Source organism: Cellulomonas fimi, from assembly GCF_012952065.1.
In the GTDB taxonomy this organism is placed as follows: Bacteria; Actinomycetota; Actinomycetes; order Actinomycetales; family Cellulomonadaceae; genus Pengzhenrongella; species Pengzhenrongella fimi_A.
The window spans coordinates 1-13,879 of sequence record NZ_JABCJJ010000043.1 but is presented as its reverse complement, the minus strand read 5'-3'; the positions used below and the strand labels follow the sequence as shown (position 1 = coordinate 13,879).

General features: G+C 74.0%; 13 protein-coding genes and 2 pseudogenes. 8 read left to right on the top strand and 7 right to left on the bottom strand.

Going from position 1 to position 13,879, the window contains the following annotated elements; genetic code table 11:
- Positions 1–217, top strand: a pseudogene (locus tag HIR71_RS15455) (IS5/IS1182 family transposase); the annotation flags it as partial.
- Between the two features lie 681 nt (positions 218–898).
- A pseudogene (locus tag HIR71_RS15450) lies at positions 899–1,120 on the top strand (DNA-3-methyladenine glycosylase 2 family protein); the annotation flags it as partial.
- A 46-nt stretch (positions 1,121–1,166) separates the two neighbouring features.
- Here HIR71_RS15450 and ligD (HIR71_RS15445) read toward each other — a convergent pair.
- Together ligD (HIR71_RS15445) and ligD (HIR71_RS15440) are read right to left on the bottom strand one after the other, a co-directional pair.
- Positions 1,167–2,066 carry a non-homologous end-joining DNA ligase gene (gene ligD / locus HIR71_RS15445; protein ID WP_311836324.1) on the bottom strand — a complete coding sequence of 300 codons (900 nt, stop codon included), beginning with the start codon at positions 2,064–2,066 and terminating at the stop codon, positions 1,167–1,169.
- The gene (gene ligD / locus HIR71_RS15440; protein WP_169325962.1) at positions 2,063–2,989 is read right to left on the bottom strand and encodes a non-homologous end-joining DNA ligase; all 927 of its coding nucleotides are present in this window, start codon (positions 2,987–2,989) and stop codon (positions 2,063–2,065) included. Before ligD (HIR71_RS15440) ends, ligD (HIR71_RS15445) begins: the two co-directional genes overlap by 4 nt.
- 89 nt (positions 2,990–3,078) lie before the next feature.
- Here ligD (HIR71_RS15440) and ku point away from each other — a divergent pair, with 89 nt between their 5' ends.
- From ku to HIR71_RS15420, 4 genes are all read left to right on the top strand, one after another.
- The gene (gene ku / locus HIR71_RS15435) at positions 3,079–4,296 is read left to right on the top strand and encodes a non-homologous end joining protein Ku (protein WP_169325961.1); all 1,218 of its coding nucleotides are present in this window, start codon (positions 3,079–3,081) and stop codon (positions 4,294–4,296) included.
- 16 nt (positions 4,297–4,312) lie between these two features.
- A complete protein-coding gene (locus HIR71_RS15430; protein ID WP_169325960.1) occupies positions 4,313–5,386 on the top strand; it encodes a PHP domain-containing protein in 1,074 nt (357 codons plus the stop codon).
- A gap of 102 nt (positions 5,387–5,488) precedes the next feature.
- The gene (locus HIR71_RS15425; RefSeq protein WP_169325959.1) at positions 5,489–5,722 is read left to right on the top strand and encodes a hypothetical protein; all 234 of its coding nucleotides are present in this window, start codon (positions 5,489–5,491) and stop codon (positions 5,720–5,722) included.
- A 37-nt stretch (positions 5,723–5,759) separates the two neighbouring features.
- Complete coding sequence (locus HIR71_RS15420; RefSeq protein WP_169325958.1) at positions 5,760–6,860, top strand: NAD-dependent epimerase/dehydratase family protein; 1,101 nt, start codon at positions 5,760–5,762, stop codon at positions 6,858–6,860.
- A gap of 25 nt (positions 6,861–6,885) precedes the next feature.
- Here HIR71_RS15420 and HIR71_RS15415 read toward each other — a convergent pair whose 3' ends face one another.
- The 5 genes from HIR71_RS15415 to HIR71_RS15395 form a co-directional block, all read right to left on the bottom strand.
- The gene (locus tag HIR71_RS15415; protein WP_311836323.1) at positions 6,886–7,980 is read right to left on the bottom strand and encodes an App1 family protein; all 1,095 of its coding nucleotides are present in this window, start codon (positions 7,978–7,980) and stop codon (positions 6,886–6,888) included.
- Positions 7,981–8,039: 59 nt separating this feature from the next.
- The gene (locus HIR71_RS15410) at positions 8,040–8,366 is read right to left on the bottom strand and encodes a cupin domain-containing protein (RefSeq protein WP_169325957.1); all 327 of its coding nucleotides are present in this window, start codon (positions 8,364–8,366) and stop codon (positions 8,040–8,042) included.
- 56 nt (positions 8,367–8,422) lie between these two features.
- Positions 8,423–9,022, bottom strand: a complete 600-nt coding sequence (locus HIR71_RS15405; protein ID WP_169325956.1) for a DUF4126 domain-containing protein — start codon at positions 9,020–9,022, stop codon at positions 8,423–8,425.
- A 31-nt stretch (positions 9,023–9,053) separates the two neighbouring features.
- The gene (locus tag HIR71_RS16540) at positions 9,054–9,620 is read right to left on the bottom strand and encodes a hypothetical protein (RefSeq protein WP_211374299.1); all 567 of its coding nucleotides are present in this window, start codon (positions 9,618–9,620) and stop codon (positions 9,054–9,056) included.
- 62 nt (positions 9,621–9,682) lie between these two features.
- Positions 9,683–10,309 carry a M15 family metallopeptidase gene (locus HIR71_RS15395; RefSeq protein ID WP_169325955.1) on the bottom strand — a complete coding sequence of 209 codons (627 nt, stop codon included), beginning with the start codon at positions 10,307–10,309 and terminating at the stop codon, positions 9,683–9,685.
- A gap of 973 nt (positions 10,310–11,282) precedes the next feature.
- On the opposite strand from HIR71_RS15395, the gene HIR71_RS15390 reads away from it, so the two are divergent.
- The gene (locus tag HIR71_RS15390; RefSeq protein ID WP_211374295.1) at positions 11,283–12,563 is read left to right on the top strand and encodes a DUF6421 family protein; all 1,281 of its coding nucleotides are present in this window, start codon (positions 11,283–11,285) and stop codon (positions 12,561–12,563) included.
- A 14-nt stretch (positions 12,564–12,577) separates the two neighbouring features.
- Positions 12,578–13,651 carry a threonine aldolase family protein gene (locus HIR71_RS15385; RefSeq protein WP_311836322.1) on the top strand — a complete coding sequence of 358 codons (1,074 nt, stop codon included), beginning with the start codon at positions 12,578–12,580 and terminating at the stop codon, positions 13,649–13,651.
- Positions 13,652–13,879: the final 228 nt, after the last annotated feature.

Here is a 13,879-nt window from a genome sequence, read left to right as displayed (position 1 = left end):
AGAAGAGCGACCAGATCGCGGCTCGAAAACGCCGCGGCGCCAAGGGCGGACGCCCACCGACGTTCGACAAGAACGCCTACCGCGGCCGCAACGTCGTCGAACGCTCCTTCGTCCACGCCAAGCAGTGCGCGCCCTGGCCACCCGCTACGACAAGCTCGCCATCACCTACCGCGCCGGCGCCACCCTCAGCGCCCGCCTCACCTGGCTACGCGCATAAGGGAGACACGCCCTAGTGGGTCGCTTGCCCGCGCGCTGGCCCAGTGAGCCCGGTCGGAGAACGGTCGCGAGTTGCGCTGCTGTTGGCTGACTACGCAGCCGCTGACGCCGTTAACAAGATCAACGCGCTTGGCATCGGGTGGTCGATCAGTGGTTTTGACGCGGCAACAGGACTGACCGCACCTCAGACAGTAGTGGCTCTCATCGATAGCCCGCCCGACCTCTACGGCGAGCCGTTTGTCCTTACGTTGACCCTCCGCGACGAATCGGACCAGCCCGTGAGCGTGCCGGGCCCGACTGGGGGTGCCGAGGCCATGCGGGTGACCCAGAACGCCCGCGTTGAGGAGCCGCTGTTCCCGCCAGGGGCTAATGTCCCGCGAGGTGTCGCCTGGTCGCACACTCAGGTCACGCTGAACATCGCGAACGGCCTACCGCTTCCGGTGGGACGGATGTTCACATGGACTCTCGAGATCGATTCGGATCGCGACCCGCGCTGGGCGGTTAGCTTCTACGTGCCAGGGCCTCCCCAGGGACCCGTACTCGGGGGGCCGGCCAACCCGGCCTCTATCCCGGAGTTGGGCAACGACCGCTGACCACGAGACTGCCGGGCGATGATGCTCCTCAGTTCGCATCGCCCAGGACATGCTTGCGGCGCAATCCGCGCCAGATTGCGCTAATCACTGCGCTCGGTGACAGCGACGCGGTCTCGGCGGGCGACTACGACCTCGCCGCGGACGTCGGGTGGGCGCTGGTCGGGCGCCGGGTCGACGACGCGACGATGCTCGAGCTGCTCGAGCCGTGGCGGGGCCATCGCTACCGCGTGGTCCGGCTGCTCGAGGTCACCCGTGGTACTGCACCGCGCCGGGGGCCGAGGCTGGCGATCCATGACCACCGGCGCAGCTGAGCCGGCGGCGGTGCGTCCGGTCGGTGGCGCCCCGGTGACCGGCCGCTCAGTGCCCTGCGAGCGGGTCGCCGTCCCGCTCGAGCCGCTCGAGCACCTCGTCGGGGGTGAGCTGCCGGAGGTCGCCGTCCTCGAGCTCGTCCCACGTCCGCGGTGCAGCGACGGCCGGCCGCTCGCGACCGCGCAGCGAGTACGGCGTGATCGTCGTCTTGCTCGACGTGTTCTGCGACCAGTCCAGGAGGACCTTGCCGCCGCGCAGCTCCTTGCGCATGATCGCGACGACCAGCTCCGGGTGCGCCGCCGCCAGCTCGTGGGCGAGGTCGCGGGCGTACTGCCGGACCGCCATGACGGGCCGCAGCCCGTCGAGGGGCGCGTACAGCTGGAGCCCCTTGCTCCCGGAGGTGACCGGGAACGTCTCCAGCCCGTCGTCCCGCAGCCGCTCGGCGACGAGCAGCGCGACCCGGGCGCACTCGCGCAGCCCTGCGGGCGGTCCCGGGTCGAGGTCGATGACGAGCCGGTCGGGGTGGCGGACGCCGCCCCGCGGGCCGACGCGCCACTGCGGCGTGTGCAGCTCGAGCGCGCCGGAGTTCGCGGCCCAGACGAGCGTCGCCAGGTCGTCGACGAACGGGAAGGTGAGCTCCTTGCCCTCGTCGTCCGTGCCCGGCGCCGCGCGGATGGTCTCGCGTCGCACCCACGCGGGCGTCCCGGCCGGGATGTTCTTCTCGAAGAACTTCTCCCCGGTGACGCCCTCGGGGAACCGGATCCGGGTGACGGGCCGGTCCGCGAGCTGGGGGAGTAGCGCGCCGGAGACCCGCGTGTAGTAGTCGAGCACCTCGGCCTTGGTCGTCCCGGTCGCGGGGTACATCACGCGGTCGAGGTTCGTGATCCGGACCCGCTGCCCCCCGACGTCGACCAGCTGGCCACCGTGCCCGGTCGTCGGCGGGGTCACAGGTCCTCCCACGGGTCGACGGCGGCGTCGTCGCGCACGCCGCGCAGCACCGGCTGCCGCAGGCGTCCGGTCGGCATCCGGGTCAGGTACGCCACCTCGACCCGCAGGGTCGGCTCGGTCCACCGCGCGCCGCGCGCGTCGACGGCCGGGAGCGGCCCGGCGAACGGGCTGGTCTCCCGGGCCAGCGGCGCCAGGAGCCGGGTGACGTCCTTGCCGAGCGGACCGGTGAGGCCGCTGCCCGCGCGGCACAGGTAGCGGAGGGTGCCGTCGGCGTCGGGTGCCCCGAGCAGGAGCGCGCCGAGCCGCCCGGTGCCGGTCGACTCGGGCCGCCACCCGCCCACGAGCGCGGTCCGCGTCGTCCGGTGCGCCATCTTGACCCAGTCGCGCGACCGGCGGCCGACCTGGTACGTCGACGACCGCCGTTTGGCCACGACGCCCTCGAGCCCGTGCTCGCGCGTCACCTGCACGAGGTCGCCCGCGTCGTCGTACACCGGGGAGAGCTGGGAGGGCGCCGGCAGGTCGAGTCGCTCGAGCGTCGACCGGCGCTCGGTGAAGGGAAGGTTGACCAGGTCGACCCCGTAGAGCTGCAGCACGTCGAAGACGACGTAGCCGACGGGCACCCGCTTCGCGAGCGCGCGCGCCCGGGTCGCGTCGCGCACGTGCATGCGCTCGGCCAGCGCGGCGAACGAGGGGACACCGTCGACCAGGGCGACCACCTCGCCGTCGAGCACGGCGCCCTGGACCGCCTCGAGCGACGCGAGCTCGGGGTAGGCGACCGTCACGTCGCGGCCGTTCCGGCTGAGCAGGCGCAGGGAGCCGCGCGTCGTGTCGGCGAGCACCCGGACGCCGTCCCACTTGACCTCGTAGACCCAGTCGGCGCCGGTCGGGAGCTCGCCCGGTCCTGCGACTCGGGTAGCCAGCATGGGGTCCACGGGTCCATCCTGCCCATCACCGGTCCGTTTCGGCGCGCGCACGTGCGCGGCGGGCCCATCGCGACGAGGAGGCGACGACGGTGCGAGCGATCTGGAAGGGCGCGGTGGCGTTCGGGCTGGTCAACGTGCCGGTCAAGCTGTACGCGGCGACGGGGGAGCATCAGGTGCCGCTGCACCAGGTGCATCGCGAGGACGGCGGCCGCATCCGCTACAAGAAGGTGTGCAGCGTGTGCGGCGAGCCGGTCGAGATGAGCGACATCGCCAAGGGGTACCAGACCGACGACGGCGAGCTGGTGGTCCTCACCGACGCGGACTTCGCGGAGCTGCCGCTCGCGACCGAGCGCGAGATCTCGGTGCTCGAGTTCGTGCCGGCCGAGCAGGTCGACCCGATCCTGCTCGCCAAGACGTACTACCTCGAGCCCGAGAAGACGGCCGCCAAGCCGTACGCGCTGCTGCGCGAGGCCCTCGTCGCCTCCGACCGCATGGCGGTCGTCAAGGTGGCGCTGCGTCAGCGCGAGTCGATGGCGGTGCTGCGCGTGCGCGACGACGTGATCTGCCTCCAGACCCTGCTGTGGCCCGACGAGATCCGCGAGGCGGACTTCCCGGTGCTCGACTCCGACGTGTCGGTCCGTCCGCAGGAGCTGAAGATGGCGTCGTCGCTCGTCGAGTCCCTGGCCGCCGACTTCGACCCGTCGCAGTTCGAGGACCGCTACCAGGCCGCGCTCGAGGAGATGATCGAGGCCAAGGTGACTGCCGGCAGCACGCAGCCGGTGCCCGTCCCGGAGGGATCGGTCGGCGGCGGCGCCGAGGGTGGCGGCGAGGTGATCGACCTGCTCGCCGCGCTCCAGCGCAGCGTGGAGAAGGCGCGCGGCGCCCGCGGCGGGACCGACGGCGCGACCTCGGGCACCGGCGACGATGCCGCGGACGCAGGGCCGCTCGACGCGGCGGTCGGCGACCAGGGATCGGCACGCTCGACCGCGACGAAGGCGGCATCGAAGAAGCCCTCGAGGACGACCGCGTCGAAGTCGGCGTCGGCGGGATCCAGCGACTCCAGGCCGACGGGAAAGGCCTCCGCGGCGAAGCCCTCCGCCTCGAAGGCCGCCGCGTCGAAGACCGCCGCGTCCAGGTCCGCCGCGTCGAAGACCACCGCGTCGAAGACCACCGCGTCCAAGGCCACCGCCTCGAAGACGGCCGCCCCGAAGGCGACCTCCGCCAAGGCCTCGGGGAGCAAGAAGTCCGCCACGGCGTCGGACGCGAGGACCGCCACGAAGTCCACCTCGCGCCGCCGCGCCTCCTGAGGGGGTCGCCGCCCCGATGCCACCCCGCCGCCCGGCCCGTGCGACGCAGGACGACGCCGTCGCGACCCTGCGCCGCATCGCCTTCCTCCTCGAGCGGTCGGGTGCGACGTCGTACCGCAGCGACGCGTTCCGGCACGCCGCCCGCAGCCTCGAGGCGGTCGACCCCGGCACCGTCGCCACCCTCGCGGCCGAGGGACGGCTCACCGACCTCTCCCGGGTGGGGGAGAAGACGGCCGCCGTGATCGGCGCCGTCCTGCGCGACGAGCCCGTCGGCTACCTGGAGGAGCTCGAGGCCACCGCTCCCACGCACGACGAGCGGCCAGGGGCGGCCCTGCGCGCCGCGCTGCGGGGCGATCTCCACTCCCACACGGACGCCAGCGACGGCGGCAGTCCGCTGCAGGAGATGGTGCTCGCCGCGATGGAGCTCGGGCACGAGTACCTCGCGGTGACCGACCACTCGCCGCGACTGACGGTCGCCAACGGGCTGAGCCCCGCTCGCCTGCGGGCGCAGCTCGACCAGATCGACGCCCTCAACGCGGCCGTCGCACCCTTCCGCGTCCTGACCGGGATCGAGGTCGACATCCTCGAGGACGGTGGGCTCGACCAGGAACCCGAGCTGCTCGCCCGCCTCGACGTCGTGGTCGGGTCGGTGCACTCGAAGCTCCGGATGGAGCGCGCGCCCATGACGCGCCGCCTCCTCGAGGCGGTCCGGAACCCGCACCTCGACGTGCTCGGCCACTGCACGGGCCGGCGGCTGACGGGCCGCGTGCGCCCGCCGAGCACGTTCGACCACGAGGCCGTGTTCGCCGCGTGCGCCGAGAACGGGGTCGCGGTCGAGGTCAACAGCCGACCGGACCGCCTCGACCCCCCGCACGCCCTGCTGCAGTCCGCGCTCGACCTGGGGTGCGACGTCTCGATCGACTCGGACGCCCACGCACCAGGTCAGCTCGACTGGCAGATCGCGGGCTGCGACCGCGCCGCGGAGCATGCGATCCCGCCGTCGCGGGTCGTCAACGCGTGGCCTGTCGACCAGCTGCTGGCGTGGACGGGTCGGACGCGTCGTGCGGGCGACGGACGAGGTCGACGGTGAACACGAGCAGGAGAGCCATCGCGAGCAGCTCGCCGGCGGTCTCCGGCTCGCCGGCACCTCGCACCGGATGCGCGTGCCGTCCAACGATGCCACCGTGGCCGCATGACCGAGAACACGGACCAGAACGCCGACGCGACCGGCACCGCAGGCGCCGCGGAGCCGACCTCCGGGGGTCCGGCGGGGGCCTACGACCCCGCCACCGACCCGGACTCGGACCCGGACAGCCTCAACCCACGCGCGACCGGCGCGGAGACCGGCGCGGAGACCGGGGAGACGGCCGGCGACCCGGACGCCGACCCCGACAGCCTGAACCCCCGCGACCCCGAGACCACATGAGCGGGGCCGTCCCGCAGCGGGACCGGGCGAGGCGCCGATGAGGGTCGCGATCGTCGGTGCGAGCGGGAACGTCGGCACCGCGCTGCTCCGGCGGCTCGCGGTCGACGCCACGGTGACGTCGGTGGTCGGCGTGGTGCGCCGTCCGCCGCCGCAGCGCGCGGTCGACCAGCGGCTCCTGCCGCCGCCCTACGACCGCGCGGAGTGGGTCGGGCTCGACATCGCCGCGCCCGGACCCGACGCCCCGGTCGTCGACCGCCTCGCCCGCGTCCTCGCCGGTGCGGACGCGGTCGTCCACCTCGCCTGGGCGCTGCACCCGAGCCACGACCGGAGCGCGTTGCGGCACACCAACGTGACGGGGTCGCGGCGCGTCGCCGAGGCCACCGTGCGGGCGGGCGTGCCCCACCTGGTCGCCGCCTCGTCCGTGGGCACCTACTCGCCTGCGGCGGATGAAGAGCCACGCGACGAGAACTGGCCGACCGAGGGCGTCCGCAGCTCGTCGTACAGCGTCGACAAGGTCGCGCTCGAACGCCTGCTCGACGAGGTCGAGCAGCGCCATCCCGAGCTGACGGTGGCGCGCGTGAGGTCAGCCCTCGTCTTCCAGCACTCCGCCGCACGCCAGATCACGCGCAACTTTCTCGGTCGGCTCGTCCCGTCGAGGCGGCTCGACGAGGAGCTGCCGGTGCTGCCCTGGCCGCGCGGGCTGCGGCTGCAGGCGGTCCACGCCGACGACGTCGCGCAGGCGTACCGGGAGATCGTCGTGCGGCGGCAGCGGGGCGGGTTCAACGTCGCCGCCGACGACGTCGTGCGGGGTGACGAGCTCGCGCGCCTGCTGGCCGGCGGGCGGCTGCGCGAGGTCGAGCCGGCGGCGGCGCGCACCGCGCTGGCCGCCGCGTGGACCGCGCGGCTGGTCCCGATGGGACCCGGCTGGCTGGACCTCGCGATGACCGTCCCGGTCCTCGACTCCTCGCGCGCGCGCGACAAGCTCCGGTGGGCGCCGACGCGGACGACCACCGCGAGCCTCGCCGAGCTCCTTGCCGGCATCGCCGAGGGCGCCGGGACGGCGAGCCCGGCTCTGCGACCCCGACGCGGGACGGCTCCGGTGACCGGGTGGCCTGCCTGGGCGCGCCCGGGCGGCTGAGCCCGGACCCGAGGCAGGCGTCCGATCAGGAGAGGTCGATCCCGGCCGCCCGCAGCTCCCGCGCCAGCGCGGCGCCGTCGTCACCGGTGACGATCGGCACGCCCGCCGCTGCCGTGCGCCGGTTGGCGCCCTGAGACTGCGGAGGCGGGGTCGGCACGCCGTGCGCGAGCGTCTGCTCCGTGCCGGTGAGACGTCGGATCGCCACGCCACGAACCCGGTCCGGACGCTCCGCCGCGAGCTCGCCGTACACCTCGGGGTCCCGTTGACCGTCGTCCCCGACGAGCAGCCAGCGGATCTGCGGCAGCTCCTCGACCAGCCGCCGCAGGCTGGTCCGCTTGTGGTCGGCACCGCTGCGGAACCAGCCCGTGTTCGTCGGCCCCCAGTCCGTGAGCAGCAGCGCGCCGGCCGGGTAGCCGTGACGCTGCATGAACCGGTCCAGCGCGGGGGCCGCGTTCCACGCACCGGTCGACAGGTAGAGGACCGGGGCGCGCGGGTCGGCCTCGAGGAGGCTCTTGTAGAGCGCCGCCATGCCGTCCACCGGACGGCGCGCGTTCTCGTGCAGCACGAAGGTGTTCCACACCGCGAGGAGCGGACGAGGCACCGACGTCACCATGATCGTGTCGTCGATGTCGCTGACGAGCCCGGCGCGCACGTCCGGACCCACCACGAAGACCCGCGCGGTGACGCCGCCCGTCGCGATCCGCAGCTCGACGTCGTGCCATCCGGGCTCCAGGTCCGCCTCGACCACCGCGTCGATGTAGCCGCCGCGGTCGGAGGTCACGCGATGGACCTGCGAACCGGCGTGCACGTCCACGGCCACGTCGGTGACCTGGGCGGTCGCGAGGCTGCGCCAGCCGCGTACGGCCTGGAACGGGTCGTCCTGCGGCGCGCGAGCCGGCGCGGCGGGCGCGTCGGGCTGCGGGGGGCTCAGGACGGTCCTGGCCATGACGCGGACCCAGCCGGGCGCTCCGTAGCCGGCGTACGGCTCGATCCGGGTGCGCCACCCGCGGGCCCACAGCCACCGAGCCATGCGCCGGTTGAACCGGTCCTCGAGTCGCGCCGAGACGTGCGGGCGGCTCGACGTCGTGTCGGTGGTCGTCTGGTCTTCGGGTCGGGGCACCGGTCCATCCTGCCGACCCGACCGCCCGCTCGCCTGTCGTCGGCCCTGTCGTCGGCCGGTCAGGCCGGGACGCTCGTGACGGTGGTCAGGAGGAACACCGAGTCCTCGAGCGCGACGACGGCGTGGCGCTCGTGGGTCAGCAGGTACAGGCTGCCGTCGGCGACCTCGGCGCCGCCGGCCCCGTCGGTGACGCGCACCCGGCCGGTGAGGACCTGGAGGGAGGCGGCGGGCGGCGCGTTGTGCTCGGCGAGCTCCGTGCCTGCGGTGAGCGCGATGACCGACTGGCGCAGCTCGCCGTCGTGCAGCACGAGCTCGGCGCTGCGCCCGCGCTCGCTGGCTCGCGCGGCCGCGAGGTGGGCCTCGGTCAGGATGGGCAGGTCGATCACGATTCCTCCAGGTGCGACGGGTCGGCGGGCGGGTCACGCGGGCGGGCCGGCGGGTGCTAGGTCTGCACCCGGGGCTCGCGGGCGGTCGCGCGCCGCCGACGGTACAGCCGGGCCCACACGACGACGAGGAGGACGAGGATCACCAGCACGATCACCGGTGCGGTGATCGCGCCGAGGGAGAGACCGATGCTCGTCGTGTCCTCGGCCGTGCTGAGCACGGGCGCGCCGAGGCCGAGGGTCGCCGCGTTCGCGACCGGGCGGGCCACGGCCTTGCCCCCGTGCACGACGAGCGCGAGGACGATCCCGAGGACGACGGGGAACCACTGCGACGAGGTGAAGAGGGCCCCCGGGTCCGTCACGACCGCGGTCCGCGAGCCCGAGCCCGCACCGAACGCGATCCCGCCGGCGGCCGGTCTCACGACGGTCTGCACGACGTCGTTGACGCTGTCCACACCGGGGATCTTGTCCGCGACGACCTCGAGCAGCAGCAACGCGGCGAGGACGGCCATGACCCAGCCGTCGGACAGCCACTCCCAACCGGCAGGCGTCTCGATGAGTCCGGTCCAGCGGGACAGCGCGCCGATGACCAGGAGCGGGATGTAGGCGTTCAGCCCCGCTGCGGTCGCCAGACCGGTCCCGGTGAGTGCCTCGAGCATGGCGTCAGCATGGCAGCAACCGGGTACGGCGTCAGGTCGCGAGCTCCCACGGTCCGCCCCGGCGGCGGCGGTAGACGGCGGCCGGCACGCTCTCGCGCCCGTCGGCCACCTTGGCGTTCCACGCGGCGACCATGGTCCGGACGCGCTCCTCGGCGTCGGGCACGCCGAACCTGCCCAGCGACGGGAAGCCGGGGACCCACTCGAGCGTGAGCAGCTCGAGCAACGCCTCGGCGGCCGCACGGACCCCTGCGAGCTCGGCGTCGTCGGCAGCGGCGAGCGTCGCAGCTGCGGCCTGGCGATCGCCGTCGAGGAGCGCGTCGACCGCCGTGGCAGCACGCGACCGCCCGGAGCGCCGCAGCAGCGGCATGTCGGGGTGCGCGACCGCGAGCAGCGCCTCGTACTTGACCTCGGCCCGGTGCAGCCGCAGGTGCTCGTCGAGCGACCAGCCGGGTCCGTTCGTCAGGGTGACGCCGCACGCACAGTCGAGCTGGTTGACGTCGCCGGGCAGCGTCCGGACGATGCCGACCGTGTGGTGCTCGGCACGCACCTGCGCGCCGACGCGCCGGATGCCGGCGCTGACCGGCTCGACCTCGTCCACTGCTGCTCCTGTCCGTGCGGCGTGCGCAGGACATCCTGCCGCATCCGTCCCGGTGCGACCGTTCAGGCCGGCGGCGAGTAGGTCCAGTGCCACGGCTCGCGCGGCACGTCCTCGGCGAACCCGAACTGCGCGGCGTTGGTGCGCATCCAGGCGAGCGCCTTCGCATCGAGCCCGAGGTCGAGGCTGCGGCCCCAGCCGTGGTCCGAGGTCCCTGGCACGGCCGCGAGCCCGCCCTGGGAGTACAGGCCCTTGCGCGCCGCGACGTCGACCTGGCTCTCGTACGAGCGGTAGGAGTCGGTGATCCTGAGGCTGACGCCGTCGCGCTGGGCGGCGGCCGTGAGCTGCTCGAAGGCGCGCGCCGCGGGTGCCCAGAGCCGGTGCCCGGTCTCGCCGACGGGCGAGAGCGCCTCCCGGGCGATCTTGCCGTTCCCGTACGCGGCCAGCTCCACGGGGACACCGCTCGCGTTCAGCCGAGCGCGACCGGTCGTGGCCTGCGACGCGACCTCGGCTGCGAGCGTGGCCGCGAAGGCGGACCCCGTGGACGTCCGCCCCGACGACGACACACCCGTCGCCGCACCGGTCGTCGCCGCACCGAGGACCGGTGGCGCGCCGACGGACGCGCCGACGAGCCCCGCGATCGTCCCGCGGATCTCCGCCATGCGGCCCTCGATCGCCGCTACCCCGTCCACTGCTGCTGCTCCGTCGCTCGGTCGGCTGTCTTCGCTGCTATCGGCGGGGGACCCTCCCGCCTGAGGGTTCCGGTGCCGGCATGCGGCCCGTGACCGCCACGCATGTCGCCCTGCGGCGTGATCGACGTCGGGAACGCCGCGTCGTTGACCGCCCGGGTGGCGGACCGTACCGTGCAGTAACAATGACACCGTGCAGCGACGAAGGCCGCACCGCCGCGCACCGCCCACCCGGCGGTCCGTTCGCGCGTGGCGCGGCACACGTGCCCGACCCGGCTTGTGAGGCGATCCCATGACCCTGTTCCCCACGGTGCACCTGCCCGACGCGCTCCGCGCGAACCGTCCCGACCTCGTCGACCACCTGACGACGCACGGCCTCCGGGTCGCGTCAGCGATCCCCGAGGCCGACGTCGTCGTGCACCTGGGGGAAGCCACGGCGCGCGCCGATCAGCGGTCCGGAGCCGGGACGGTACTCCTGCTCACGGCCGAGCGCGGGGACGACGCGCCGCTCGGGTCCCTGGGGGTCGACGTCGTGCGCGTCGACGTCGTGCGCGGGGACGAGCGGGGGAGCGGGGCAGGGTCGGCGCAGCCGCGGGAGATTGTCGCCGGCGCGCCGAGCCCGACGACCGATCTCCTCGCCTGGACCAGGGCGCCCGCGCTCCCCGTCCACGCGACGCTCCGCCTGCACGGCGACGCGGTGCCCGCGCTGCGCGTCGCCGGAGCCCCGGGGCGGCCCGGTCCCGCGCTCGCGGCGACGCTCGAGGACCGGTCGGGCCGCGTCGTCGTGCTCGGGGCGGACCTCGTGGACGCGCCCACCGACGGTGCCGCTCGCACCGGCGCCGAGATCCTGCTCAACGCGGTGGTGTGGGCCGCGCCGGGCCCCGACGCCGTGGCTGCCGCGGCCGAGGCGGCGCCGGGAAGCGCGTCGGAGGCCGTCGAGGACGGCCCGAGCACGCTCGCGTCCCACCCCGCGTGGCTGCGGCTCAAGGCAGCGGTCACCGACCTGCAGCCGCTCCAGGTCGCGGACGGCTCGGTGCCGGACCCGCGGCACCACCCGCACGCCGCGACCCTCGTCGAGGCGATCTGCGCGGCGACCGCCGAGCTCGCCCCCCACTTCCCGCACGACGCCGACTACCTCGCCGCGGTGGTCAAGGACTTCCGGCGGTGGCACGACACCGGGCTCGGCGTACCCGACTTCCTCGACTCGCTCGAGGCGTTCCACCCCGAGCGGCACCGCGTCGACGGGCTCGGCCACCTCGTCGTGTTCCCGATGTACACGCAGAACGGGAGCACCGAGCGCAAGGTCGAGGCGGTGCTGCTGCGCGTGCTGTGGCCCGAGTTCGTCGCGGAGCTCGAGGCGGGCGCGTACTCGAACGCGCTGTTCGTGCCGATCACGTTCGTGGACTTCACCGCGGGGTACGACACCAACTCGGCCGTGCTCTTCCCCGAGACCGTCGCCATGCGCGAGATCCCGCGGTTCACCTGGGGCGGCATCTTCGCCGACCGCGAGGCGGCCCGGTTCCGCCGCGTCGTGCGCGCCGCCGCGGAGACCACACGGCTCGCCCTCCCGCCGGACGCCGAGCGGCTGCTCGCCGACCAGGAGCTCGCGCAGGAGACGTTCGTCATGTGGGACCTGATCCACGACCGGACCCACATGCGCGGCGACCTGCCGTTCGACCCGTTCATGATCAAGCAGCGGATGCCGTACTTCCTGTACTCGCTCGAGGAGCTGCGCTGCGACCTCACGGCGTTCCGGGAGGCGGTCCGGCTCGAGGCCGACGGCGTCCCGCACGCCCGGCTGGTCCAGTACGCGGTGATCTTCGACCGCATCTTCCGCTTCGCGATCACCGGCTCGCGCGTGCGCAACTACGACGGCCTCGGAGGGCAGCTGCTGTTCGCGTGGCTGCACCAGCGCCGCGTGCTGCACTGGACCGACAGCCGCCTCACCGTCGACTGGCCGGAGGTACCCGGCGCCGTGATCGCCTTGTCCGACGAGATCGAGCACCTGTACTGGCGGTCGATCGACAGGCCCAAGGTCGCGCACTGGCTCGCCGCCTACGACCTGGTGCAGGGCACGCTGACGCCGCACCCGGCGTCGGTGTGGGCGAAGGGTCCCGACGCGCTGCCGCTCGACGGGCCGCCCAAGGGCCTGACGGACGCCGTCCTGCCCGACGAGTTCCCGCTGTCGATGTTCTACGAGGCGCTCGCGCGCAAGGTGGGTGACGTCGCGGCGTCGACGGCAGGCATCACCGCGTGAGCGAAGATGGACGGGTGCACACCCTTCACGACCCGAGCTCCCGCGGCTTCGCCTCCGACAACTACGCCGGCATCCACCCCGAGGTGCTGCAGGCGATCGCCGCCGCGAACGGCGGCCACCAGGTGGCCTACGGCGAGGACGCGTACACCGCTCGTCTCCAGGAGGTGCTGCGCGGGCACTTCGGCGAGCCGGCCGAGGCGTTCCCCGTGTTCAACGGCACCGGGGCGAACGTGCTGTCGCTCCAGGCGATGCTGCCGCGGTGGGGGGCGGTGATCTGCGCCGAGTCGGCCCACATCAACACGGACGAGAACGGCGCGCCCGAGCGCGTCGCCGGCCTCAAGCTCCTCACGGTCCCGACGCCGGACGGCAAGCTCACGCCTGAGCTCGTGGACCGCCAGGCGTGGGGCTGGGGAGACGAGCACCGTGCGCAGCCGGGGGTCGTGTCGATCACGCAGACGACCGAGCTCGGCACCGTGTACGCGCCCGAGGAGATCCGCGCGGTCGCGGACCACGCCCACGCGCTCGGCCTGCGGGTCCACCTCGACGGCTCGCGGCTCGCGAACGCCGCGGCGGCGCTCGACCTTCCGCTGCGCGCGCTCACGACCGACGTCGGGGTCGACGTCGTGTCCCTCGGGGGCACCAAGAACGGCCTCATGCTCGGCGAGGCGGTCGTGGTGCTTGATCCGGAGGCCGCCTCCGGGCTCACCTACCTGCGCAAGATGAACATGCAGCTGGCGTCCAAGATGCGGTTCGTGTCGGCCCAGCTCGTCGCGCTGTTCGAGGGCGACCTGTGGCTGCGGTCGGCCCGGCACGCCAACGCGATGGCTGCGCGGCTCAGCGCGGCGGTCGAGGGCGTCGACGGCGTCCGGCTGACCCAGGCCACGCGGGCGAACGCCGTGTTCGCCGTGCTCCCGCCCGGCGTCGCCGACCGCCTGCGCACCCGGTTCCGCTTCTACGACTGGGACGAGGCGACCGGCGAGGTCCGCTGGATGTGCGCGTTCGACACGACGGAGGCCGACGTCGACGCGTTCGCCCGCGCCGTGCGGGCCGAGGTCGCGAGCGCGCTCGGGGTCGGCGCGGAGGCGTGAGCCGGGGCGGGTGGCCGCGGCCGACGACGCCGGGCCGGCCGCGGATGCGGTGCCGCCGGCCGGGTGCGACGGTGGGGGCATGAGAAGCCCTGTGTCAAGCTGCCGCCGTTTCGGTGGTGTGGTGTTGGTTGGTGAGGAGTCGTTGCAGGGCGTTGTGTCGGTCGGGGTCGTAGGCGGTGCCGTCTTGCCAGCAGTGCCAGATGACGTAGAGCCAGGCGCGGGCGAGGA

Coding starts and splice junctions, on each gene's coding strand:
- HIR71_RS15430 (WP_169325960.1), top strand. CDS start 4,313: ATGCCACCCCGCCGCCCGGCCCGTGCGACGCAGGACGACGCCGTCGCG.
- ligD (WP_169325962.1), bottom strand. CDS start 2,989: ATGCTGGCTACCCGAGTCGCAGGACCGGGCGAGCTCCCGACCGGCGCC.
- HIR71_RS15420 (WP_169325958.1), top strand. CDS start 5,760: ATGAGGGTCGCGATCGTCGGTGCGAGCGGGAACGTCGGCACCGCGCTG.
- HIR71_RS15405 (WP_169325956.1), bottom strand. CDS start 9,022: ATGCTCGAGGCACTCACCGGGACCGGTCTGGCGACCGCAGCGGGGCTG.
- HIR71_RS15425 (WP_169325959.1), top strand. CDS start 5,489: ATGACCGAGAACACGGACCAGAACGCCGACGCGACCGGCACCGCAGGC.